Source organism: Pseudomonas sp. E315 (assembly GCF_055406205.1).
On the sequence record NZ_JBUZPJ010000014.1, the window covers coordinates 102,253 to 124,028 of the forward strand.

The 21,776-nt window shown below is 57.2% G+C and carries 17 protein-coding genes; 11 read left to right on the top strand and 6 right to left on the bottom strand.

What is annotated here, in order from left to right; translation table 11 throughout:
* Positions 1 to 95 precede the first annotated feature (95 nt).
* The 3 genes from moaE to moaC are packed head-to-tail and all read right to left on the bottom strand — an operon-like array spanning position 96 to position 1,263.
* The gene (gene moaE, locus ACZRJQ_RS18265) at positions 96 to 545 is read right to left on the bottom strand and encodes a molybdopterin synthase catalytic subunit MoaE (RefSeq protein ID WP_463979732.1); all 450 of its coding nucleotides are present in this window, start codon (positions 543 to 545) and stop codon (positions 96 to 98) included.
* Positions 546 to 547: 2 nt separating this feature from the next.
* Positions 548 to 793, bottom strand: coding sequence for a MoaD/ThiS family protein (locus ACZRJQ_RS18270; protein WP_463979733.1), 246 nt, complete (start codon positions 791 to 793; stop codon positions 548 to 550).
* Positions 790 to 1,263, bottom strand: a complete 474-nt coding sequence (moaC, locus tag ACZRJQ_RS18275) for a cyclic pyranopterin monophosphate synthase MoaC (protein WP_463979734.1) — start codon at positions 1,261 to 1,263, stop codon at positions 790 to 792. The genes ACZRJQ_RS18270 and moaC overlap by 4 nt, the downstream gene beginning before the upstream one ends.
* 147 nt (positions 1,264 to 1,410) lie before the next feature.
* Here moaC and ACZRJQ_RS18280 point away from each other — a divergent pair, with 147 nt between their 5' ends.
* Positions 1,411 to 1,857: a DMT family transporter gene (locus ACZRJQ_RS18280; RefSeq protein ID WP_463979735.1), complete on the top strand. Its 447-nt coding sequence runs from the start codon at positions 1,411 to 1,413 to the stop codon at positions 1,855 to 1,857.
* Here ACZRJQ_RS18280 and ACZRJQ_RS18285 read toward each other — a convergent pair.
* Positions 1,846 to 2,757 (bottom strand): LysR family transcriptional regulator, encoded by a 912-nt coding sequence (locus ACZRJQ_RS18285; protein ID WP_463979736.1) that lies wholly within the window; start codon positions 2,755 to 2,757, stop codon positions 1,846 to 1,848. The genes ACZRJQ_RS18280 and ACZRJQ_RS18285 overlap by 12 nt on opposite strands.
* Positions 2,758 to 2,796: 39 nt before the next feature.
* Between ACZRJQ_RS18285 and ACZRJQ_RS18290 the strand changes: the two genes are divergently transcribed.
* Positions 2,797 to 3,966 carry an efflux RND transporter periplasmic adaptor subunit gene (locus ACZRJQ_RS18290; protein WP_463979737.1) on the top strand — a complete coding sequence of 390 codons (1,170 nt, stop codon included), beginning with the start codon at positions 2,797 to 2,799 and terminating at the stop codon, positions 3,964 to 3,966.
* The gene (locus ACZRJQ_RS18295) at positions 3,963 to 7,001 is read left to right on the top strand and encodes a MexW/MexI family multidrug efflux RND transporter permease subunit (RefSeq protein ID WP_463979738.1); all 3,039 of its coding nucleotides are present in this window, start codon (positions 3,963 to 3,965) and stop codon (positions 6,999 to 7,001) included. The genes ACZRJQ_RS18290 and ACZRJQ_RS18295 overlap by 4 nt, the downstream gene beginning before the upstream one ends.
* 45 nt (positions 7,002 to 7,046) lie before the next feature.
* On the opposite strand, the gene ACZRJQ_RS18300 is transcribed toward ACZRJQ_RS18295, so the two are convergent.
* Both ACZRJQ_RS18300 and ACZRJQ_RS18305 read right to left on the bottom strand, forming a co-directional pair.
* Positions 7,047 to 8,441: a PhoH family protein gene (locus ACZRJQ_RS18300; RefSeq protein ID WP_463979739.1), complete on the bottom strand. Its 1,395-nt coding sequence runs from the start codon at positions 8,439 to 8,441 to the stop codon at positions 7,047 to 7,049.
* Between the two features lie 376 nt (positions 8,442 to 8,817).
* Entirely contained in the window at positions 8,818 to 9,939 is a 1,122-nt protein-coding gene (locus ACZRJQ_RS18305) for a polysaccharide deacetylase family protein (RefSeq protein ID WP_463979740.1), read from the bottom strand.
* Positions 9,940 to 10,112: 173 nt separating this feature from the next.
* Here ACZRJQ_RS18305 and yaaA point away from each other — a divergent pair, with 173 nt between their 5' ends.
* The 8 genes from yaaA to ACZRJQ_RS18345 all read left to right on the top strand — a co-directional run bounded on the left by yaaA (position 10,113) and on the right by ACZRJQ_RS18345 (position 21,770).
* Positions 10,113 to 10,892 (top strand): peroxide stress protein YaaA, encoded by a 780-nt coding sequence (yaaA, locus tag ACZRJQ_RS18310; RefSeq protein WP_463979741.1) that lies wholly within the window; start codon positions 10,113 to 10,115, stop codon positions 10,890 to 10,892.
* A 705-nt stretch (positions 10,893 to 11,597) separates the two neighbouring features.
* Positions 11,598 to 12,914, top strand: a complete 1,317-nt coding sequence (locus ACZRJQ_RS18315) for a nucleotide sugar dehydrogenase (RefSeq protein ID WP_463979742.1) — start codon at positions 11,598 to 11,600, stop codon at positions 12,912 to 12,914.
* 131 nt (positions 12,915 to 13,045) lie between these two features.
* Positions 13,046 to 14,527, top strand: a complete 1,482-nt coding sequence (gene alg8 / locus ACZRJQ_RS18320; protein ID WP_463979743.1) for a mannuronan synthase — start codon at positions 13,046 to 13,048, stop codon at positions 14,525 to 14,527.
* Between the two features lie 35 nt (positions 14,528 to 14,562).
* Positions 14,563 to 15,732 (top strand): PilZ domain-containing protein, encoded by a 1,170-nt coding sequence (locus ACZRJQ_RS18325; protein ID WP_463979744.1) that lies wholly within the window; start codon positions 14,563 to 14,565, stop codon positions 15,730 to 15,732.
* 2 nt (positions 15,733 to 15,734) lie between these two features.
* Positions 15,735 to 17,240, top strand: a complete 1,506-nt coding sequence (algK, locus tag ACZRJQ_RS18330; RefSeq protein WP_463979745.1) for an alginate biosynthesis TPR repeat lipoprotein AlgK — start codon at positions 15,735 to 15,737, stop codon at positions 17,238 to 17,240.
* A complete protein-coding gene (locus ACZRJQ_RS18335; protein ID WP_463979746.1) occupies positions 17,237 to 18,712 on the top strand; it encodes an alginate export family protein in 1,476 nt (491 codons plus the stop codon). Before algK ends, ACZRJQ_RS18335 begins: the two co-directional genes overlap by 4 nt.
* Positions 18,713 to 18,738: 26 nt before the next feature.
* Complete coding sequence (gene algG / locus ACZRJQ_RS18340; RefSeq protein WP_463979747.1) at positions 18,739 to 20,310, top strand: mannuronan 5-epimerase AlgG; 1,572 nt, start codon at positions 18,739 to 18,741, stop codon at positions 20,308 to 20,310.
* 11 nt (positions 20,311 to 20,321) lie between these two features.
* On the top strand, positions 20,322 to 21,770 hold the full coding sequence (locus ACZRJQ_RS18345) for an alginate O-acetyltransferase (protein WP_463979748.1): 1,449 nt from the start codon (positions 20,322 to 20,324) through the stop codon (positions 21,768 to 21,770).
* Positions 21,771 to 21,776 lie beyond the last annotated feature (6 nt).

A 21,776-nucleotide genomic window follows, 5' to 3' on the forward strand; every position in this document is an offset into this window, starting at 1 on the left:
AGAGTGGCAATACACGCGTAGGCCAATTCGCCTATTGACGTAGGAATGGTATGTATTTATTCGCGATTGCTCAAAAGCCGAACTCAAGCGAGCAACTATACCCAGCGATCTGCCGCCGCATGATCGCTGGCACGACCTTCTACCCAGCGCGGGCCATCTGCGGTGTGTTCTTTCTTCCAGAACGGAGCACGGGTTTTCAGGTAGTCCATCACAAAGTCGCAGGCTTGGAATGCCGCCTGACGATGCGCGCTGGCCACGCCGACAAATACAATCGGCTCGCCCGGCTCCAACGCCCCGACCCGGTGAATCACTTGTAGCCTCAATAAGGGCCAACGTTGCCCGGCTTCCAGCACGATCTTGCCCAAGGCTTTTTCAGTCATGCCCGGGTAGTGCTCCAAAAACATTCCCGCCACGTCGCGCCCGTCATTGAAGTCGCGCACATAGCCCGTAAATGTCACCACGGCGCCAACGCCCGTATTAGCTGCGTGCATGGCGTTGGTTTCGGCGCCCGGATCAAACGCGGCGGTCTGAATGCGAATGGCCATGTTCAGCCTCCGGTCACAGGCGGGAAGAACGCCACATCGTCACCCTCGGCCAAAGGCTCATCGAGTTTGCACAGTTCTTCGTTACGCGCACACATCAGGTTGGGTTCGGCCAGTACTTGCCAGGCGCCGCCTTGTTGCACCAGATGCGAACGCAGTTGTTCGATGCACGTAAACGAGCCCTCAACCGAAAGTGCATCCAGCCCCAATGCTTCGCGGTAGCGGGCAAAAAACATCACCTGAAGTTTCATGGCGCGTCTGCCTGAAAGTGCCCGCTCTTGCCGCCGAGCTTTTCCAGCAAGCGTACGGTTTCGATGGTCATGCCACGGTCAACGGCTTTGCACATGTCATAAATGGTCAGGGCCGCCACGCTGGCAGCTGTCAGCGCTTCCATCTCGACACCGGTCTGCCCGGCCAATTTGCAGCGCGCCACAATGCGCACCGCGTCAGTGCCTTGGGCACTGAGTTCAACTTTGACGCTGGTAAGCATCAGCGGGTGGCACAAAGGGATCAGATCAGAGGTTTTTTTCGCGGCCTGAATGCCGGCAATTCGCGCCACGGCAAACACATCACCCTTGGGGTGCCCACCGCTGACGATCATTTCCAGGGTTTGAGCACGCATTCGCACCACGGCTTCGGCCACTGCCTCGCGGGATGTCACTGCTTTATCAGTGACATCAACCATGTTGGCGCGGCCTTGAGAATCTAAATGGGTCAGCACAAGCAGTACTCCAGACAGGAGCGGCGATTGTAAACCCGGGGCTCAGCTTAAGGCCATCGACCCCGCGAATACCGTGCATCAGAACATCGAATTGGCCGCCTGCACGCATTCGCCGTACAACGGTTCAAACATTGGAGGCCTTGTTTCATGCCGCTTTTTATTGCCGTTGTCTTGAGCCTGTTTGCAGGTTTTGCCGTGCCCCTGCAAGGCGGCAGTAACGCCCGAACAGGCGTGCTGCTGGGGCATCCGTTTTGGGCCACGGTTATTTCTTTGCTGGTCAGTGGTGTAGCCATTGCGCTGGTGATGCTAATTGTCAAAGTGCCCCGCCCCAACCTTGGCGCCCTGTTGAGCGGGCCTTGGTGGGTCTGGTTCGGCGGGCTGGCCGGGGTGTTTTACATCACCGTTGCACTGGTTACCGTGCCGCGTCTGGGGGCGCTTAATTTCATCATGGCGGTGGTGGTCGGCCAGCTGATTATTTCGCTGGTCATTGATTACTTTGGCTGGCTCGGGCTGCCAAGGCACACGCCAAGCGTGCAAAAGATTATTGGGGTGAGCGTGGTGCTGGCCGGGTTTGTGATTGCGTCACGGGGCTGATGGTTTGCTCACCTGCTTGACCAATTCACGCAGCCAGCGATGGGCTGGGTCTTGATTAAAACGGTTGTGCCAGACCTGCACGTAGTTAAACGGCGCAACCGTCAACGGCGGCGCCAACGCCACCAATGTGTCGCCCAACGGCACGTTATCCAGCGTGCGGGTGGCCACGGTGAGAATCAGGTCAGTGTCGGCAATCATCCCCGGCGCGGTGCCCCAATGCGGCACATTGACCACCACTCGGCGCTGTAATCCCTGGCTGCGCAACACGTTGTCGACCTCACCCTGAGTGTTGCCATCCATTGAAACCAACACGTGCGGGCGAGCCAGATAGCTGTCCAGATCAAGCACGCCATTTTCAGGGAGCGAACGCCGATTGAGCAGGCAAGTAAAGGTTTCCTCAAACAACACATCACTGCTGACGTCCGCAGACAGCGCAGCAAACACGCCCACGGCCAGATCAATCTTGCCTTGCTCGATTTGCTCAAGCATGCCGAGACGGCTGTCCTGAATGACCACCAAGGAGGTGCCCGGTGCCTGTGTTCGCAGTTGCACCAGCAATTTTGGCAACACGATCGCGGCGCCGTAATCGGACATTGCCACGCGAAAAGTACGCTGAGAGTCCGCTGGTACAAAGTCGATGGACTGACCGAGCAATGTTTCGATCTGCCCCAAGATGTCTTTGAGCGGCGCCTGAAGATTTTGCGCCAGCGCGCTCAGCACCACCTCGTTGCCCTGACGAATCAGTAACGGGTCGTCGAGCAAGACCCTGAGTTTATTCAGCGAATGGCTGATGGCCGGCTGGCTCAGATGCAAGCGAAGCCCGGTGCGGGTCACGTGTTTTTCCGTGAGCAGCGCGTCCAGTACGACCAACAAATTCAAATCGATATTGCGCAGTAACACTGCGACCTCCTGTCATAGCCAACTCCAAGGGAGCGCTGCATGCTTGAAGCCAAACGACCCACCCAAACAGCGCGTCACGCGAGCAAGCTTAACTCACGCCACGTTTTATACGCGCTTTTAGGCTTGGCCCTACTGTGCGCCGCATGGGCCTTTTGGCGCTGGCAACAACCCGCGCCCGTTACCTATGTGGCGGCCCCCATCAAAGTGGCCGTGGCCCCTGTCAGCAACCAGCCCTTCACGCGCTATGTAGAAGCCATCGGCGAGCTGGAGGCGATTGAAGAAGTCAGCGTCCCGGCTGAAATTGGCGGGCGCATTGTTGAGTTGCCCATTCAGTCCGGGCAAATCGTCGAGCGTGGGCAAGTGCTGGTACGGCTCAACGATGCCCCCGAACGCGGCCAGTTGGTTCACTTGCAGGGCCAACTCGCCAACACGCGGGTACGCCTTGAGCGCCTGAAAAAACTGATCAGCTCAAAGGCTATTTCTCGCGAAACTCTGGACGATGCTCAAGCTCAATACACCACGGCACGCGGTGCGCTACAGGAACTGATGGCCCGCATCGAACAACGCACTATTCGCGCGCCCTTCGCCGGAACCTTGGGCATTCGTAAAGTGCATGTGGGCCAATACGTGAACCCCGGCGACACCTTGATCAACCTGATGGGCAACAAGGGGTTGTACGTCAATTTCAGTGTGCCGGAACAAGCCCTGAGCCAATTTCGCACGGGCAGTAATTTGCACATCGAACTCGACGCCCTGCCCCATCAACCTTTGACCGCTGTGGTCAGCAGCATCGACCCCTTCCTTGATCGCTCACGCACCTTGAGCGTTCAAGCGCACTTGCAGCATCCGCCCAGCGCCGCATTGCCACGCATGTTCGCCAAAGTGCGTTTGCCTCAAGCGTTGCCTGAAAACACCTTGAGCCTGCCGCAAACCGCCGTGACTTACAGCGCCTACGGCGAAGATGTGTACGTGGTGCAACCCGTCAACAACGCTAACAACGCACCGACCGTGCGCCGGGTTTCAGTCAAAACCGGTGATCGCCGAGATGGCTGGGTGGTGATCGAACAAGGGCTGACGATGGGTGATCAGGTCGTGACCTCAGGCCAAATAAAACTCAGTGATGGCGCCCGTGTCGAGCCCACGCAGCAGAGCGCTTTGGACGCTGCCGCCACCGGCCAATGGCACCTTGACGCAGGAGCCACCGAGTGAAATTCACTGATCTTTTTGTCCATCGCCCTGTGCTCGCGCTGGTCGTGAGCTTGATGATTCTGCTGGCCGGGCTCAAAGCCTTTATGGACTTGCCGGTGCGCCAATACCCACTGCTGGAAAGTTCGGTGATTACCGTCAACACCGATTACCCCGGCGCGCCAGCCGAACTGATGCAGGGCTTTATTACCCAACCCATCAACCAGTCGCTGGCCTCGGTAGAAGGTGTTGACTACGTCAGCTCGTCGTCCGTGCAAGGTCACAGCGTGATTACCTTGCGCATGGCGCTGAACCAAGACTCGGCCAAGGCGTTAAGCGAGGTCATCGCCAAGGTCAATCAGGTTAAATACCGCCTGCCAGAGCACGCTTACGACCCTGTGATCGAGCGCTCGGCAGGCGACTCCACCGCCGTGGCGTATGTAGGCTTTACCAGCAATACATTATCGGCAGCCGCCTTAAGTGATTACTTGAGTCGCGTGGTGCAGCCACTGTTCGCCACGATCGAGGGCGTGGCCAAGGTCGAAGCTTTTGGCGGCCAGCGACTGGCAATGCGCCTTTGGCTTGATCCGCAGCGCATGGCTGGCCACGGCATCAGCGCCGATCAGGTTGAGCAGGCCATTCGCGCCAATAACGTTCAGGCCGCGCCCGGCCAAATCAAAGGCCAATACGTGGTCTCTTCGATTCAGGTCAACAGCGACCTGACAAGCCTTGAAGAATTTCGTGACATGGTCATCAGCAATCGCGCAGACCATTTGCTGCGCCTGCGTGACATTGCCGACATTGAACTGGGCTCGGCGGCATACGAAACCAGCGCCCTGATGAACGCCAAACCCGCCGTGCATCTGGGTGTGTACGCCACCCCAAAGGGCAACCCGCTGTTGATCGTCGGCGGCATTAAACGCTTATTGCCCGACATCCAAAAAACCCTGCCACCGGGGGTTGAAGTCGCACTGGCGTTCGAAACCGCGCACTTTATTGAAGCCTCAATTGTGGAAGTGATCCAAACCCTGCTCGAAGCCATTTTGATTGTGGTGGTGATCATCTTTCTGTGCCTGGGCTCGTGGCGCACCGTGATGATCCCGATTCTCAGCATTCCGCTGTCGATACTCGGCGCATTGGCATTGATGACCCTGTTTGGCTTTAGCATCAACTTGCTGACCCTGCTGGCAATGGTGCTGGCCATCGGTTTGGTGGTGGACGATGCCATCGTCGTCACCGAAAACATTCACCGCCACATCAAGGACGGCTCGGCCCCGCTGCAGGCGGCGTTGATCGGGGCGCGAGAAATCGCCTCGCCGGTAATCGCCATGACCATCACGCTGGCCGCCGTGTACATGCCCATCGGCTTAATGAGCGGCCTGACCGGTGCGCTGTTCAAGGAATTTGCCCTGACCTTGGCCGGTGCGGTGCTGGTGTCGGGGGTTATTGCCCTGACCTTGACCCCGGTGATGTGCGCGAAGTTATTACCCGCCGGCCAAAATGAAGGGCGCATGGGCCTGATGGCCGAGCGTTTCTTCCACCGTTTGTCACGCCGCTATCAACGCGGCTTGGTGCTGTCACTGCGCGGGCGCGGCGCCGTGTTGGTTTTCGGTGTGCTGGTGTTGCTCAGTTTGCCGTTGCTCTACGGGCAGGCCGACAAAGAACTGGCCCCCAACGAAGACCAAGGCAACTTGCTGTTGGCCATCAAGTCCCCGCAACACGCCAACCTCGACTTTGTTGAACGTTATGCCTACCAACTGAGCGAGCTGATGGCAGCCCTCCCAGAAGCCTCAAGCACCTGGATCATCAACGGCACCGACGGCGTAGCGGCCAGTTTTGCCGGGGTCAACTTCACCGACTGGAGCAAACGCGAGCGCGGTGCTGCGCACGTTCAGAGCGAACTGCAACAAAAAGTCGACGCCGTAGAAGGCAATTCCATCTTCGTATTCCAGATGCCCGCGTTGCCAGCCTCTACCGGCGGCTTGCCGGTGCAGCTCGTGATTCGTAGCACCGAAGACTATCGGTCGCTGTTTCAGACCATGCAAGACATCAAAAGGCAGGCTCGCGCCAGCGGCTTGTTCGCCGTGGTCGACAGTGATCTGGACTTCAACAACCCGGTGACCGAAGTTCGGATTGACCGCAACAAAGCCAACAGTTTGGGGATTCGCATGCAGGACATCGCCAGCACTCTGGCGGTACTGGTGGGCGAAAATTACACCAACCGATTTGGTATGCAGGGACGCTCGTATGACGTCATCGCTCAAACCCAGGCCAGTCAACGCCTGAGCCCGAGCGCGCTGAACGGCTTTTACGTGAGCACCGACCAGGGCGTGCAAGTTCCGCTTGCAACAGTGGTCAGCCTGCACAGCGACATCCAGCCCAACCGCCTCAAACAGTTCAATCAACAAAATTCGGCCACCTTTCAAGGCATACCGGCACCGGGTGTCAGCCTTGGGCAGGCCGTGGCCTTTTTGGCGAAGCAAAGCGAGCAACTGCCCGCCAGCTTCAGCCATGACTGGCAGTCTGATTCGCGCCAGTTTATCCAGGAAGGCAATGCACTGATGCTGATTTTTCTGCTCGCCATCATCGTGATTTACATGGTGCTGGCCGCGCAGTACGAAAGCCTGCGCGACCCGCTGATCATTCTGATTACCGTGCCGCTGTCGATTTGTGGGGCCTTGATACCGCTGGCGCTGGGCTGGGCCACGCTCAACATCTACACCCAGATCGGCTTGGTGACCTTGATTGGGCTAATCAGTAAACACGGGATTTTGATGGTCGAGTTCGCCAACGAACTGCAAATGAGCCACGGCTATTCCCCGGCTCACGCCATCATTCGCTCGGCTTGCCTGCGGTTGCGCCCGGTTTTGATGACCACCGCTGCGATGGTGGTTGGTTTGGTGCCGCTGCTGTTCGCCAGTGGTGCCGGGGCCAACAGCCGTTTTGGTCTGGGCATTGTGATCGTGGTGGGCATGGTGGTCGGGACGTTGTTTACGCTGTTTGTGCTGCCGTCGATTTACACGCTGATCTCCAGGCGGCACGCGGTGACTAATCACTAAGGTCAAAAATGCAACCGGGCGGCTCAAGGCCGCCCGGGTCAGACATTACAGATGCGACTCAGCGTATTCGGCCAGAATCGAGCGTGGCACCCCTTGCAGGGCAATGTGAACACCATTGGGAAAGTCTTTGAAACGCTCCGTCAGGTAGGTCAGCCCCGAACTGGTGGCCGACAGGTAAGGCGTATCAATCTGTGCCAGGTTGCCCAGGCACACCACTTTAGAACCGGCCCCCGCACGGGTGATGATGGTTTTCATCTGGTGCGGCGTCAGGTTTTGGCACTCATCAATCAAGATCAAGCTTTGCTGGAAGCTACGGCCCCGAATGTAGTTCAGGGATTTGAACTGCAACGGCACCTTGCTCAGGATGTAGTCGACACTGCCGTGGGTGCTTTCGTCATCCATGTGCAGGGCTTCAAGGTTGTCCGTGATCGCCCCCAACCAAGGCTCCATCTTCTCGGCTTCGGTGCCCGGCAAGAAGCCGATTTCCTGATCCAGCCCTTGCACGCTACGGGTACAGATAATGCGCCGGTAACGCTTGCTGACCATGGTTTGTTCAATGGCGGCCGCCAGCGCCAGAATGGTTTTACCCGAGCCCGCCGCACCCGACAGATTGACCAGATGAATATCGGGATCCAGCAAGGCAAACAGCGCCAGCCCCTGATAAATGTCCCGGGGTTTTAACCCCCAAGCTTCCTGATGCAGCAACGGCTCTTGGTGCATGTCGAGGATCAGCAAATGGTCTTTACGAACCTCCTTGATCCAGCCTACAAACCCCTGCTCGTCGATGATGAATTCGTTGATATGCACCGATGGCAGGTTGTCGATCATTTGCACTTGATGCCAGGTGCGGCCATGTCCCTGACGGGTCTCAACCTTGCTGACCCTGTCCCAAAACGAGCCGGTCATGGTGTGATAGCCGCGCGACAGCATCGACACGTCATCCACCAGTTGGTCGGTGCTGTAGTCTTCGGACTCAATCCCGCATGCGCGCGCCTTGAGCCGCATGTTGATGTCTTTAGTGACCAGCACCACCCGCCGTTTAGGGTCGTGGGCGTGCAGGTCAATCAACTGATTTATGATGATGTTGTCGTTGAGATTTTCGGGGAGCAGCGCATTGGGCTCTCTGCGCTTGTTCATCAAAATCGACAGAAAGCCTTTAGGCCCGCTTTTGCCTCGCTGAATAGGCACGCCCTGCTCGACATCTTCAGGCGATGCCGCACCAAGGGTCTGATCAATCAAACGAATCGCCTGGCGGCATTCTGCAGCCACCAGCAGCTTGCCGGTTTTAAGTTTGTCGAGTTCTTCAAGCACCGTCATCGGAATCGTGACGTGGTGTTCCTCAAAATTGAGCAACGCATTGGGATCGTGAATCAGAACGTTGGTATCGAGTACATAAAGGATTGGCTGGTTGGAAGAAGGAGTGCGTCCGTGATCATCCATACTCGGTCACCTTTGTGGGAGCCATTCGACGCAATACCACAACAGTGCTGCGCCTCGAAGTGACTGCCGAATTCACCTGCCCAAGTTCAGATGAATGCCCTGCCCGATGGGTCTTGGAAGACGCCACCTGTGTTGCAGGTTTCGGCGGTCTGTCTTCGTAATACTCCTAAACGTGTGACAAAAAAAAGTATTTTTGAATTTATTTTTTTGACTGACGAGCTGCCTTGGCGCATTGCCAAACGACAACTAGGCTAAATGATCAACCTTAATCAGATTTGAACGCCCTACTTGGTAGATCGCGATCTAAAGGGGCGTTTTATCAAGCCCTATCGCGAGCACGCTCGCGCTTACATCCAAGCCCAACACTGCGCATTTACTACTTAAACGCCGCACAGTCTTGCCATCCCAACCCACTTTGCGCGGTCGCCTTGAGCAGCCAAGGCAACACCGTGCGCACCTTGTCTTGCGTGTCGTGCAGGGCAATTACGCCGTGACGCCACAGCAACATCAGGGTCAACACCCGCTGTGCTGATTGCTCGGCCGTCAGGCTGCTCGCCATGTCCTGAGAGTCGATATCCCACAGCGCTACCTGCAAACCCTGAGACGTGAAAAACGCGCCACTGTCAGCCCGCCGCTGCCCATAAGGCGGCCGAAACAAGGGCACATAACGCTGCGCCAGCACCTGCTTGACCAGCGCCGTGCTGCGCATGATCGAGTCTTGCCAATCCTTCCAGTGGCTGTGCGAACGGTACTCCCAACCCTGCACACCCACGCATTGCCCTTTGTACAACGCCTGCACCGCCTGATCAGACCCTTTGTCCAGACGCGCCTGCACGCTGGTGCCCAACACAAAGAACGTCGCGCTCATGGACTGTTTGCGCAAATAGTCCGTCAACCAATCGGTGGTGCCCGGCAATTGGGTCGGGCCGCTGTCGAAGGTCAGCATAAACAGCCGGTCATTCATGCCGTCGCCATTGAATTCCTGATCGCCGAACAACTCAATCTCGCTGCTGATTTGCGGAAACAACGCTGCCAGCCGCAATTGCTCATCCAGATACCGTCGGTGAAACTCACGGCTGGGCTCAGCCCACGCCACGTAAAACGAGTCATCGGCGATTTCGAACTTGCCCGCCTGTTCGCGCAAGCTGTCCATGCCATCGACGTAATAACAAAACGAGGCGTCTTGACCGCAGCTTTGCTGGGCAAAATTGTAATTGACCAACAACCGCTGCCACATGCGCTGACGAACGGTATCAATGGCATCCATATTGATGATTTTTAGGCCCAGTCGCTGCTTGAGCGCGGTTTCATCCAGCGCTTCACTGCCCAACAAGGCATGGGCGAACGTCAGAATTTCAGCGCGAGAAGCCACATCAAATAGCGCCGGGCTAATCAACTGCTCAGGCCAGGTGCTGCGATCCAGCGTCGCCGGCTCATTGGGCGCTGCGACTGCGCCCAGACACACCAGCCAGGCCGACAACAAAAGAGCAATGCGCACGGATCAATCTCCTTATAAAAACTGTGCGCACTATAACCCCACCGCGTAGGCGCTGGCGCAGGCTGCGATCTTTTGATTTTTCAAACACCCTCTCACCGGCCCTATCAGCTTCATAGGTGGAGTCAAACCGCCCAACCCCCTAGAATCCCACCACGCTTAAAGGAGACGACCCCATGCTGATGGTGATTTCACCCGCTAAAACCCTCGACTACGAAACGCCGCCGGCCACCCAGCGCTTCACCCAGCCGCAATATCTGGATCATTCCCAGACGCTGATCGAGCAATTACGCGAACTGAGCCCGCAACAGATTGGCGAGCTGATGCACTTGTCCGACAAGCTGTCCGGCCTTAACGCAGCCCGCTTCGGCAGTTGGACCCCGGCCTTCACCCCCGAAAATGCCAAGCAAGCATTGCTGGCGTTCAAGGGCGACGTGTACACCGGCCTCAATGCCGTAGATTTCAGCGAAGCCGATTTTGACTACGCACAAACTCATCTGCGCATGCTCTCCGGGCTCTACGGCCTGTTGCGCCCGCTGGACTTGATGATGCCGTATCGCCTTGAAATGGGCACCAAACTGGCCAACGCCCGCGGTAAAGACCTTTACGCCTTTTGGGGCACGCGCATCAGCGAATGGCTGAACCAAGCCTTGGCCGAACAAGGCGATGATGTGCTGCTGAATCTGGCGTCCAATGAATACTTTTCGGCAGTCAAAAAGTCGGACCTCAACGCCCGCATCATCAATACCGAATTCAAAGACCTGAAAAACGGCCAGCACAAAATCATCAGCTTTTACGCCAAAAAAGCCCGCGGCATGATGAGCCGGTTTGTGATCAAAGAGCGCATCAACACCCCCGAGCAGCTCAAGCAATTTGACGATCAGGGCTACTACTTTAGCGCCGAGCAATCCAAGCCTGACCTCTTGGTCTTTTTGCGCGACCACGCCCCCGAATAACCCCCGCCTTTTTGACGCCCCTCAGCCTGACTGAGGGCGCGTCGCGTTGTGACCTTCTTCACATCCCACGCCAAAATCGCCAAACATCTGGCACACAAAAAAGCACGGATACATATCTGTGAACATAAATTCACTCGACAAATGTGACTTTTTTTCATAGTGGCACCTAATTTTTTTATAGATAGTGGCAATTAACTATCCACCCGGATGAACTACCTGTAACTAAAGGCCGAAACCTTAAGTGCTATCAATTTGGAACCAGTGCCATCTTTTTACATATTCGTGAGATTCGGCGAAAACGAGATAAACGGACTGGAACTATGTTCAGAACCACCGCTCATACAACCCGTAACGATTCTTACAGAGTTTGTAAGATATCACTTACAACGATAAGACCAACTTCAGGTTTTATCCGAGCCAGACAAGCCCATGCAAAGGTGATCGAACAACAGCTATAACCCTTTGTTTTAAAAGGCATAAAAACAGATACAACGCGGCGCCATGCGCCCACCCCAAGGCCGTCCCCATCATCTGACACGCCTTACTGACAATGATGAGCTGCACTTTAAAAGTGCAACTCCCTACAACTTAAAACTTAACGATGCCTGCACCTGGCATTGCGGCTTTGTATGCGCCGTAGTTCCAAGTGCGCCCACACTTTAAGTCCGGTCAATTAATGGCCTATACAAGACAGAGGTAATTGCGATGCGCATCAGCATATTTGGTTTGGGTTACGTCGGCGCTGTGTGCGCTGGTTGTTTGTCCGCTCGTGGCCATGAAGTCATTGGCGTGGATATCTCCCAGGACAAGATCGACCTGATCAATCTCGGCAAGTCGCCCATCGTTGAACCGGGCCTTGGCGAGTTGCTGGCCCAAGGTATCCAAACTGGCCGTCTGCGCGGCACAACCAACTTTGCTTCGGCCATTCGCGAAAGCGATTTGTCGATGATTTGCGTCGGCACGCCCAGCAAGAAAAACGGCGATCTGGAACTCAATTACATCGAAGCGGTGTGTCGCGAAATTGGCGCCGTACTGCGCGATAAAACCTCACGCCACACCATCGTGGTGCGCAGCACGGTGTTGCCGGGCACCGTGAAAAACGTGGTGATCCCGCTGCTCGAAGCGTGCTCGGGCAAAAAGGCGGGCGTCGATTTCGGTGTAGCCGTTAACCCTGAGTTCCTGCGTGAAAGCACAGCTATCGCCGACTACGACCAGCCGCCAATGACCGTAATTGGTGAGTTCGATAAAGCCTCGGGTGATGTGTTGCAGTCGTTGTACGAAGAACTCGACGCTCCGATCATTCGCAAGGCCATCGAAGTGGCCGAAATGATCAAGTACACCTGCAACGTGTGGCACGCCACCAAAGTGACCTTCGCCAACGAAATCGGCAACATCGCCAAAGCTGTAGGCGTTGATGGCCGTGAAGTGATGGACGTGGTCTGCCAAGACAAAACCCTCAACCTGTCGCAGTACTACATGCGTCCGGGTTTCGCGTTCGGCGGTTCGTGCCTGCCAAAAGACGTGCGCGCCCTGACCTACCGCGCCGGCTCCCTTGACGTGGAAGCGCCGCTGCTCAACTCGCTGATGCGCAGTAACGTGTCGCAAGTGCAAAACGCATTCAACATTGTGGCCAGCCACGACAAGCGCAAAGTCGCGCTACTGGGTTTGAGCTTCAAGGCCGGCACCGACGATCTGCGCGAAAGCCCACTGGTAGAACTGGCCGAAATGCTGATCGGCAAGGGCTTTGACCTGAGCATCTACGACACCAACGTTGAATACGCTCGCGTGCATGGTTCAAACAAAGACTACATCGAATCAAAAATCCCCCACGTCTCGTCCCTGCTCAACTCGGACTTCGACTCGGTGATCAACAACAGCGACGTGATCATCCTCGGCAACCGGGACGAGAAGTTCCGCGCCCTTGCGCAAAACGCTCCCCACGGCAAACAGGTCATCGACCTGGTGGGCTTCATGTCCAAAGCCACCTGCACCGAAGGCCGCACCGAAGGCATTTGCTGGTAACAACACCGTCCCTTGTAGGAGCGAGCTTGCTCGCGATGGCATCACCGCGGTGATTCAGACAACTCAGGTTGTCTGAATCGCGAGCAAGCTCGCCCCTACAAGGGCGTGCAGAACCTATTTGGATACTGATTATGCTCAGGCTAAAACACGGCCTTCTTCAAGCCGCCGGTTGGCTGTTTTACCTAACACTGTTGATGGGGCTCGCCCTGGCATTGCCCACATCGACCTTCGATGCCGAGTCGAAAAACTTTATTTTCTTGATTGGCGCCGTGGGTATCTGGCGCTACTCAATGGGTGCCACGCACTTCTTGCGCGGCATGCTGTTTTTGTATGTGGTGTACCCGCACCTGCGGCGCAAAGTGCGCAAGCTGGGCAAGGCTGCCGACCCGTCCCATGTGTTTTTGATGGTGACCAGTTTTCGCATCGACGCCCTGACCACCGCGCAGGTGTACAGCTCAGTCATCCGCGAAGCCATCGACTGCAACCTGCCGACCACCGTGGTCTGTTCACTGGTTGAAATGTCCGATGAGTTGCTCGTCAAAAGCCTGTGGGAACGCCTGAACCCGCCTGACCGCGTAAAACTCGATTTCGTGCGTATTCCCGGCACTGGCAAGCGCGATGGATTGGCCTACGGTTTTCGCGCCATCTCCCGCCACCTGCCCGATGAGCGCGCCGTGGTGGCCGTAATTGACGGCGACACTGTGCTCGCCCAAGGCGTGGTGCGCAAAACCGTGCCGTGGTTTCAGCTGTTCGGCAATGTCGGCGGCCTGACCACCAACGAGTTTTGCGAAGTGCGCGGCGGCTACATCATGAGCGAGTGGCACAAACTGCGCTTCGCCCAACGCCACATCAACATGTGCTCGATGGCCTTGTCCAAACGCGTGTTGACCATGACTGGGCGCATGTCGGTGTTTCGCGCCAACGTGGTGACCGACCCGGACTTTATCGCCGATGTAGAAAGCGATTCGTTGCAGCACTGGCGTCTGGGCCGCTTCAAGTTTTTGACCGGCGACGACAAGTCCAGCTGGTTCAGTTTGATGCGCTTGGGGTACGACACTTTTTACGTACCTGACGCCGCCATTCACACGGTCGAGCACCCGCCTGAAAAAAGCTTTATCAAAGCCAGCCGCAAGCTGATGTTCCGCTGGTATGGCAACAACCTGCGCCAGAACGCCCGTGCACTGGGGCTGGGCGTCAAGCGTTTGGGCCTGTTCACCAGCGTGGTGTTGTTCGACCAGCGCGTGTCCATGTGGACTTCGCTGTTGGGCCTGACCGTTGCCCTGATCGCCAGCTTCAAATACGGCATCACCTTTTTGATCGCCTACCTGCTGTGGATCGGCATCACACGTTTGATTTTGACCCTGCTGCTGGCGTGTTCCGGCCACCGCATCGGCCCGGCTTACCCACTGATTCTTTATTACAACCAGATCGTCGGTGCGCTGGTGAAGATTTATGTGTTCTTCCGCCTCGACCAACAATCCTGGACCCGTCAGGACACCAAATTGACCCGTGATCTGGCCAGCTTTCAACGTTGGTTCAACACCTGGTCGTCTCGAACCATGACCTTCTCGGCCGGCAGCATTTTCGTTGCCGTGCTGCTGACGATGGTCTGACCCGACTCGATCGAATTAACCAGGAACAAGACCTTATGAATACTCAAGTAAACGCCAACGTTGTTCACGAATCCGAAGCCCAGCGCCAACATGCGCGGGTCAAAATCCCGGCCAAACTGCGCTTTGCCGGCAATGACCGTACACCGATGCAAGTCAACATCATTGACCTGTCGGCCGGCGGCCTGAGCTTTAACGCCGCCAACCAGACGTTCAAGGTCGGTGATGTGCTCAAAGGCCGTTTGCAGTTTGTGATCGACAACCTGGGCCTTGCGATGGATGTCGACCTGTTGGTGCGCAATGCCGACCGCCAGACTGGCCGCGTGGGTTGCCAGTTTCAAAACCTTGACCTGCAAGACATTGCCACCCTGCGCCACCTGATTACCTCGCACCTGAGCGGCGACATCGTGACCCTGGGCGAAGTGCTTGCCACCCTGCAACGCGACAACTTCACCAAGGCGCGCAAGGTCAAGGATGGCGGCAGCGGCATGAGCCCTTTCGCGCGCATGAAGGCGGTGGTGGTCAGTGCAGGAGTGTTTGTGGTCGGTTTGGTCGCGTTCGGCTTTATCGTCAAATCGGTGTACGGCCTGTACTTCGTCACTCACGCTCAATCGGCGTTGGTCAGCGTGCCCGGCATGAACATCACCATGCCCCGCGACGGCACAGTGCAGAGCTTGGTCAAAGACGACAACCTGGCCGCCAACGGTGCGCCGATTGCGACGTTCAGCACCAGCATGCTTGACGTGATCAAAGGGCATCTGGACGAAAACCAGCTGCAACCGGCCAACATCGAAACCCTGTTTGGCAAGCAAATGACCGGCACCCTGACCTCGCCGTGTGACTGCCTGGTGGCTGAGCAAGTGGTCGCCAATGGTCAATACGCCAGCAAGGGTGATGTGATTTTCAAGTTGGTGCCCCGCAACAGTGAAGCCAACATCGCTGCCCGCTTCAGCTATCGCCAGTTTGGTGACGTATTGCCGGGCACCCGCGTGAACTTTCAGGTCGCGGGTGAAGACGCGCTGCGCAGCGGCAAGATCGTCAGCAGCACCAGCCTCAACAGCGACGACTTGTCTTCTGACATTCGCGTGCAAATCAAACCTGATGCCCCGCTGGACAGCGCCTTGGCAGGTCGCCCGGTTGAAGTCAGCAGCGACCGTGGCCCGTCCATGAACTGGCTGATCGACAAAGCTATGGCGGCGGGTTTGTAAGCATGAAGAACTCACGCCTTGTAGTCGCTGCCGAAGGCGGCGATCGAGTGCACAGCGCTCGCAAATCGGACAACGTATTTTTTCAGGCTTATGGCTGCTTCGCGCCCGATCGCAGCCTTCGGCAGCGACTACAAGGCCCAGCGCTGTGCCTGCTGGCCATCGCGCTCGCCGGTTGCTCTGGCCTGCCCGATCAGCGTTTGGCCAATGAAGCCTTGAAGCGCGGCGACACGGTCACCGCGCAACAAAACTATCAGGCGCTGGCCGATCTGGGCTACTCCGAAGCTCAGGTCGGGCTGGCCGACATCTGGATGGAAAGCCGCGACGCCGAACACTTGAAAAAGGCGGAGGCCACATACCGCGCGGCCGCAAAAACGTCGCCCCGTGCTCAAGCCCGCTTGGGCCGCCTGCTCGCTGCTAAGCCCGATGCCAGTGATGCCCAGTTGCAAGAAGCACACACCTTGCTCAAGCAAGCTTTTGCCAGTGGCGACGTCAGCAGCCTGACGCCGTTGGCGATGTTGTATTTGCAACACCCGCAGCACTTTCCTGAGATCAACGCCCAGCAGCAAATCAGTGAATGGCGTGCAAATGGTTACCCTCAGGCCGGGCTGGCACAAATTGCCTTGTATCGCATGCAAGGCACCTACGATCAGCATTTGGATGACGTTGAGTCCATCTGCAAGCAAGCGCTCGCCAGCAATGACAGTTGCTATGTCGAACTGGCCACGGTGTACCAAAAACAGGGCAACACCGAGCAACAGGCCAAGCTGATCGAGCAACTGCAAAGTGCTTACCGTCGCGGCATGGCATCCGCACAAAAAGTGGATGGCGTGGCCCGCGTGCTGGCGGACTCGACCGTGGGCACGCCCGACCCGGTGACCGCCAAAGCCCTGCTGGAAAACATCGCACCCGGCTACCCCGCGTCATGGGTCAGCTTGGCGCAGTTGCTTTACGACTTCCCCGATCAAGGTGATGTGACGCAGTTGCAGGAGTACCTGAACAACGGTCGCGCCGCCGATCAGCCCCGCGCTCAATTGTTGCTGGGCAAGCTGTATTACGACGGCAAATGGCTGACCCCGGATGCGCAAAAGGCCGAGGCACATTTTCAGCAAGCCGTGGACAAGGAAGTGGCCGCCGATTACTACCTCGGCCAACTCTACCGCCGCGGTTATTTGGGGCAGGTGTACCCGCAAAAAGCCCTCGATCACTTGCTAAAAGCAGCACGAAACGGCCAGAACAGCGCTGACTTTGCCATTGCGCAGTTGTTCTCCCAAGGCAAGGGCACGCAACCCAATGCGATGAACGCTTACGTGTTTGGCCAACTGGCCAAGCTGCAAAACACCCCGCAAGCCAATGCACTGGCCGCCCAACTCGATGAGCAACTGCCCGCCGAGCAACGCGCTGGCGCTCAGCGTCTGCTGCAAAAAGAACAAGCCCTGCGCGCCACTCTGAGCCAGAACGCCTTGACCATGCAGACGCTGGAAGAAGAACCCGGCGAGGAAGCCCTATGACCCTGAATCCTTTTGTCAAAGCCGGGATCGGCCTGACCTTCGCCCTGCTGTGGTCATGCCCGACGCTGGCAGCCCTGACCGATGAAAAAAATTTCGGCCTCGAAACCAAAATCACTGCGCAATCGGAAGACGACCGCGACCTGGGCACCCGCGATGGCGGCGACGTAAACGGTATCGGCCTCGACCTGCGCCCGTGGGTGTATGGCGAGCGCGGCAACTGGAGCGCCTACGCGATGGGGCAAGCGGTCACCTCCAGCGACATTATTGAAACCGACACTCTGCAACAGTCTGATGTCGAGCAGTCCAACAACGGCAGCGATGCGCGCAAACAAGACAAAAGCTACTTGGCGCTGCGCGAGTTCTGGGTTGGCTACAAAGGCTTTACCGCCTACCCCGGCGAGCAACTGAAACTCGGGCGCCAGCGCCTGCGCAACGACGACGGCCTGTGGCGCGACACCAACATCGAAGCCCTGAACTGGACCTTTGACGCCACGCTGCTGAAGGCCAATCTGGGCGCTGCCGAACGCTTCAGCGAATACCGAACCGACCTCACAGAACTGGCGCCTGAAGACAAAGACCGCCTGCATGTGTATGGCGATGTATCGGCACAGTGGACGCCCGGTCAGTGGGTTGGCCTGCGCGCCCATCACAGCCATGACGATGGCTCGCTCAAGCATCAGGGCGAAGAAGTCGACGCCTTGGATAAAACCCAAAACGGCGACCTGACCTGGCTCGGCATCGAAGCCAACAGCGATGCCTACAACTACCGCAACACCAACACAGTGAATTACTGGGCCAGCGTCACCGGCATGAGCGGCAAGCGTGACAAGCTCGCCACCTCAAGCGTGGACGGGCGCAACCTCGCAGGCGCTAAAAGCAGCGACGATGTGAACGGTTGGGCCACGGATTTGGGCGTTCGTTTACGCCTCGATCCGAACTGGCAAGTGGGCGGCGCGTATTCGCGGGCCAGCGCCAACTACCAACAAACTGGCCTTGAGAGCAATCGCTCCAACTACACCGGCACGCGCTCGCGGGTGCATCGTTTTGGTGAAGCATTTCGTGGCGAGATGCAAAACATCCAGAGCGCCAGCCTGTTCGGCTCGTGGCAGCTGCACGACGACTACGACGCCTCTTTGGTCTATCACAAGTTCTGGCGAGTGGATGGCAACAAGGCCATCGGCACCAGCGGCATCAATGCCGTGCAAAACAACGAAGACCCTACCAGCGGCCTGATGTCCAGCGCTTCGCTGCCCCTGCTCGATGGCAAAAAAGATCTGGGCCAAGAAATGGATCTGGTGGTCACCAAGTACTTCAAGCAAGGCCTGCTGCCAGCTGCACTCAGCCAATCCATTGATGAGCCCTCTGCGCTGGTGCGCTTTCGTGGCGGCGTGTTCAAGCCCGGTGATGCCTACGGCAAAGGCGTGGATTCCTACATGCACCGCGCGTTTGTTGACGTGATTTGGCGCTTCTGATGACAACGCCGACGGGAGTGCGTGACATGAATCATCCTGCCCATAAAGGCGCGATCAGCCTGCTGGCTGGCGCGCTGCTGCTGGCCAGCTGCGCCACCTTTGCTAGCGCCGAGCCGGTAAAACCAAGCGTGGCCAAAGAGTTGCAACAAGCCAAAACTTACACCGTCACCACCGCGCCGACTGCACCATTGAAAATCCCCAAGCCGGCACTGCCCGATCTGTCGGGTTACACGGCGCAAGCGGCTGCGGCCAAAATCGTGCGCACGACCGCAGGCAAGGTCAGCGTGCGGCGCATGATGCAAGAAAACGCACTCAAAGACTTCATCGGCGGCGACAACAAAATGGCCGAATGGGTGGTGCGCCAAGGAGGCATCCCGCAGGCGATTTTTATCGACGACGGCTATGTGAACCTCAAAGATCTGGCCAAGCGCCTGCCCAAGCAGTACTTCAATGAAACCGCGCCGGGCGTGTACTTGGCACGTTTACCGATTGTGGTCGGGCACACGGGCATTCTGGAAATCGACAGCAGCACCCAAGAGCTGCGGCTGTCTCAGGAAGCGGGCTCGTTTTTAATCAACGACGGCCAACTGTTTGTGCGCGATACCCGCGTCACCGGCTGGCGCGAGAAAGCCAATGGCCCGGCGACGTTTCGCGACGCAAAAGAATTTCGCCCATTTCTGCTGTCATGGGGCGGCACCCAGACGTACATCGTCAACAGCAAGATGGCGAGTTTCGGCTACGCCAACAGTAAGTCGTATGGGGTGAGCATTTCGCAGTACACGCCCAACATGGCCAAAGTGGTCAAGCGCGACGAACCCACCGGCTGGATCGTGGGCTCTGAGTTCTCGGACATGTGGTACGGCTTTTACTGCTATGAGACCCGCGACTTCGTAGTCAAGGGCAACACTTACCGCGACAACATCGTCTACGGCATCGACCCCCACGACCGCTCCCACGGGCTGATCATTGCCGACAACGACGTGTTCGGCACCCAAAAAAAACACGGGATCATTATTTCTCGTGAGGTGAACGACAGTTTCATCTTCAACAACCGCAGCCATGACAACAGATTGTCCGGCCTGGTCATTGACCGAAACAGCGTCAACAACTTGATCGCCGATAACCAGATTTACCAAAACCACACCGACGGCATCACCCTCTACGAGAGCGGCAATAACCTGCTGTGGGGCAACAAGGTGATCAACAACCGGCGTCACGGTATTCGTGTGCGTAACAGCGTCAACATCCGCCTGTACGAAAACATTGCGATGGCCAACGGCCTGACCGGCGTGTACGGCCACATCAAAGACCTCACCGACACCGACCGCGATATCGACCTGGACCCGTTCGATGCCCAAGTGTCGCTGATTGTGGTGGGCGGTGAACTGGCCGGAAACGGCAGCGGCCCGCTGGCCATTGATTCGCCGCTGAGTATTGAGCTGTACCGAGTCTCGATGCTGGCCCCGACCAAATCCAGCGGCATCAGTTTTAACGGCATTTTGGGCGAGCGTCAGGACGAAATTCTCGACTTGATGGTGCGCCAGCAAAAAGCGGTGCTGATCGACCCCGTTGAACGCCAGACCGAATTGCGCAACTGAGGATGACTGTTATGCCCCCCCATTTGATCAAGTTGTTGAGCCTTTCGGGCCTGACCGCAGCCATCCTCGCCGCCAGCGCCGGTGTGCAGGCCGATGAAATTCAAGCGCCCGCTTTCAGCGCCGAACCGTGCTGCAACCTGTGCCCCGAAGCCCACGACGCAAAAAACTACACCACGCGTTATCAGCAAAACTTCACCACGCTGGTGCAAGCCGAAGGCGACTGGTTGTTTCGTACCCAAGAAGACTTGCGCACCGAATTTGACACCACGCCCGCAGGCTACAAACGCATGCAGCAGTTGCACGATGCGTTCAAAAGCAAAGGTGTGGAACTGGTGGTGGTGTATCAACCGACGCGCGGGCTGGTCAATCGCAACAAGTTAATGCCCGCAGAGCGCGAAAAGTTCGACTACGACAGCGCCTTAAAAAACTATCAGACCATGCTCGCTCGCTTCGCCAAGATGGGCTACTACGTACCGGACTTGTCGCCGCTGACCAATGAGCCTGATACCAAGGGCGACAGCGCCCACGACTTTTACTTTCGGGGCGATCAACACTGGACGCCGTATGGCGCTGAACGCACCGCCAAAATCGTGGCCGAGACGGTAAAAAAAGTCCCCGGCTTTGCTGATATTCCGCAGCGCGAGTTCGAGACCAAAATCACAGGGCGCATGGGCAAGACCGGCACCCTGCACAACATGGCCGGGCAACTGTGCGGCACCAGTTACGCGGTGCAATACATGGATCAGTTCAGCACCGAGCCTAAAGGTGAAGCGGGCGACGGCGACCTGTTCAGCGACTCGGGCAACCCGCAAATCACGTTGGTGGGCACCAGCCACAGCGGCAAGAACTACAACTTTGCGGGTTTTCTGGAGCAATACATTGGCGCCGATGTGCTCAACGTCGCGTTCCCGGGCGGTGGTCTGGAAGGCTCAATGTTGCAGTATCTGGGCAGCGAAGAGTTTCACAAAACGCCGCCAAAAGTGCTGATCTGGGAATTCTCGCCGCTGTATCGCCTCGACCAGGAAACCATCTACCGCCAAATGATGGCCCTGCTGGACAACGGCTGCGAAGGCAAACCTGCGCTGTTGAGCAGCAACACAACGCTCAAGCCAGGCACCAATCAGATGTTGGTCAACAGCAGCAACAAAGACCTGCGCAACGCCAACCACCAAATCGACATCCGCTTCGCCGACCCGTCAGTGAAAACCCTGCAAGCCACTCTCTGGTACATGAATGGTCGCCACGAAGATCTGAAGATCGACAAACCGACCACTTCTGACACCGATGGGCGTTTCGCTTTTGAGCTACGCACCGATGAAGACTGGGCCAGCCAAAACTTGCTGGCCATTGAAATTCAGGGCCCCGAAGACGCCGGTGATGCACAGAAAGTCGAAGCAAAAATCTGCACACGCAACGTATTCCCCACCTCTGCGCAGCTCAACGCGCAGGCCGGACGATGAGGTATC

Coding starts and splice junctions, on each gene's coding strand:
- ACZRJQ_RS18270 (WP_463979733.1), bottom strand. CDS start 793: ATGAAACTTCAGGTGATGTTTTTTGCCCGCTACCGCGAAGCATTGGGG.
- ACZRJQ_RS18300 (WP_463979739.1), bottom strand. CDS start 8,441: ATGGATGATCACGGACGCACTCCTTCTTCCAACCAGCCAATCCTTTAT.
- ACZRJQ_RS18290 (WP_463979737.1), top strand. CDS start 2,797: ATGCTTGAAGCCAAACGACCCACCCAAACAGCGCGTCACGCGAGCAAG.
- ACZRJQ_RS18325 (WP_463979744.1), top strand. CDS start 14,563: ATGAATACTCAAGTAAACGCCAACGTTGTTCACGAATCCGAAGCCCAG.
- alg8 (WP_463979743.1), top strand. CDS start 13,046: ATGCTCAGGCTAAAACACGGCCTTCTTCAAGCCGCCGGTTGGCTGTTT.
- ACZRJQ_RS18345 (WP_463979748.1), top strand. CDS start 20,322: ATGCCCCCCCATTTGATCAAGTTGTTGAGCCTTTCGGGCCTGACCGCA.
- ACZRJQ_RS18280 (WP_463979735.1), top strand. CDS start 1,411: ATGCCGCTTTTTATTGCCGTTGTCTTGAGCCTGTTTGCAGGTTTTGCC.
- moaE (WP_463979732.1), bottom strand. CDS start 545: ATGGCCATTCGCATTCAGACCGCCGCGTTTGATCCGGGCGCCGAAACC.
- ACZRJQ_RS18315 (WP_463979742.1), top strand. CDS start 11,598: ATGCGCATCAGCATATTTGGTTTGGGTTACGTCGGCGCTGTGTGCGCT.
- algK (WP_463979745.1), top strand. CDS start 15,735: ATGAAGAACTCACGCCTTGTAGTCGCTGCCGAAGGCGGCGATCGAGTG.
- ACZRJQ_RS18335 (WP_463979746.1), top strand. CDS start 17,237: ATGACCCTGAATCCTTTTGTCAAAGCCGGGATCGGCCTGACCTTCGCC.
- yaaA (WP_463979741.1), top strand. CDS start 10,113: ATGCTGATGGTGATTTCACCCGCTAAAACCCTCGACTACGAAACGCCG.
- algG (WP_463979747.1), top strand. CDS start 18,739: ATGAATCATCCTGCCCATAAAGGCGCGATCAGCCTGCTGGCTGGCGCG.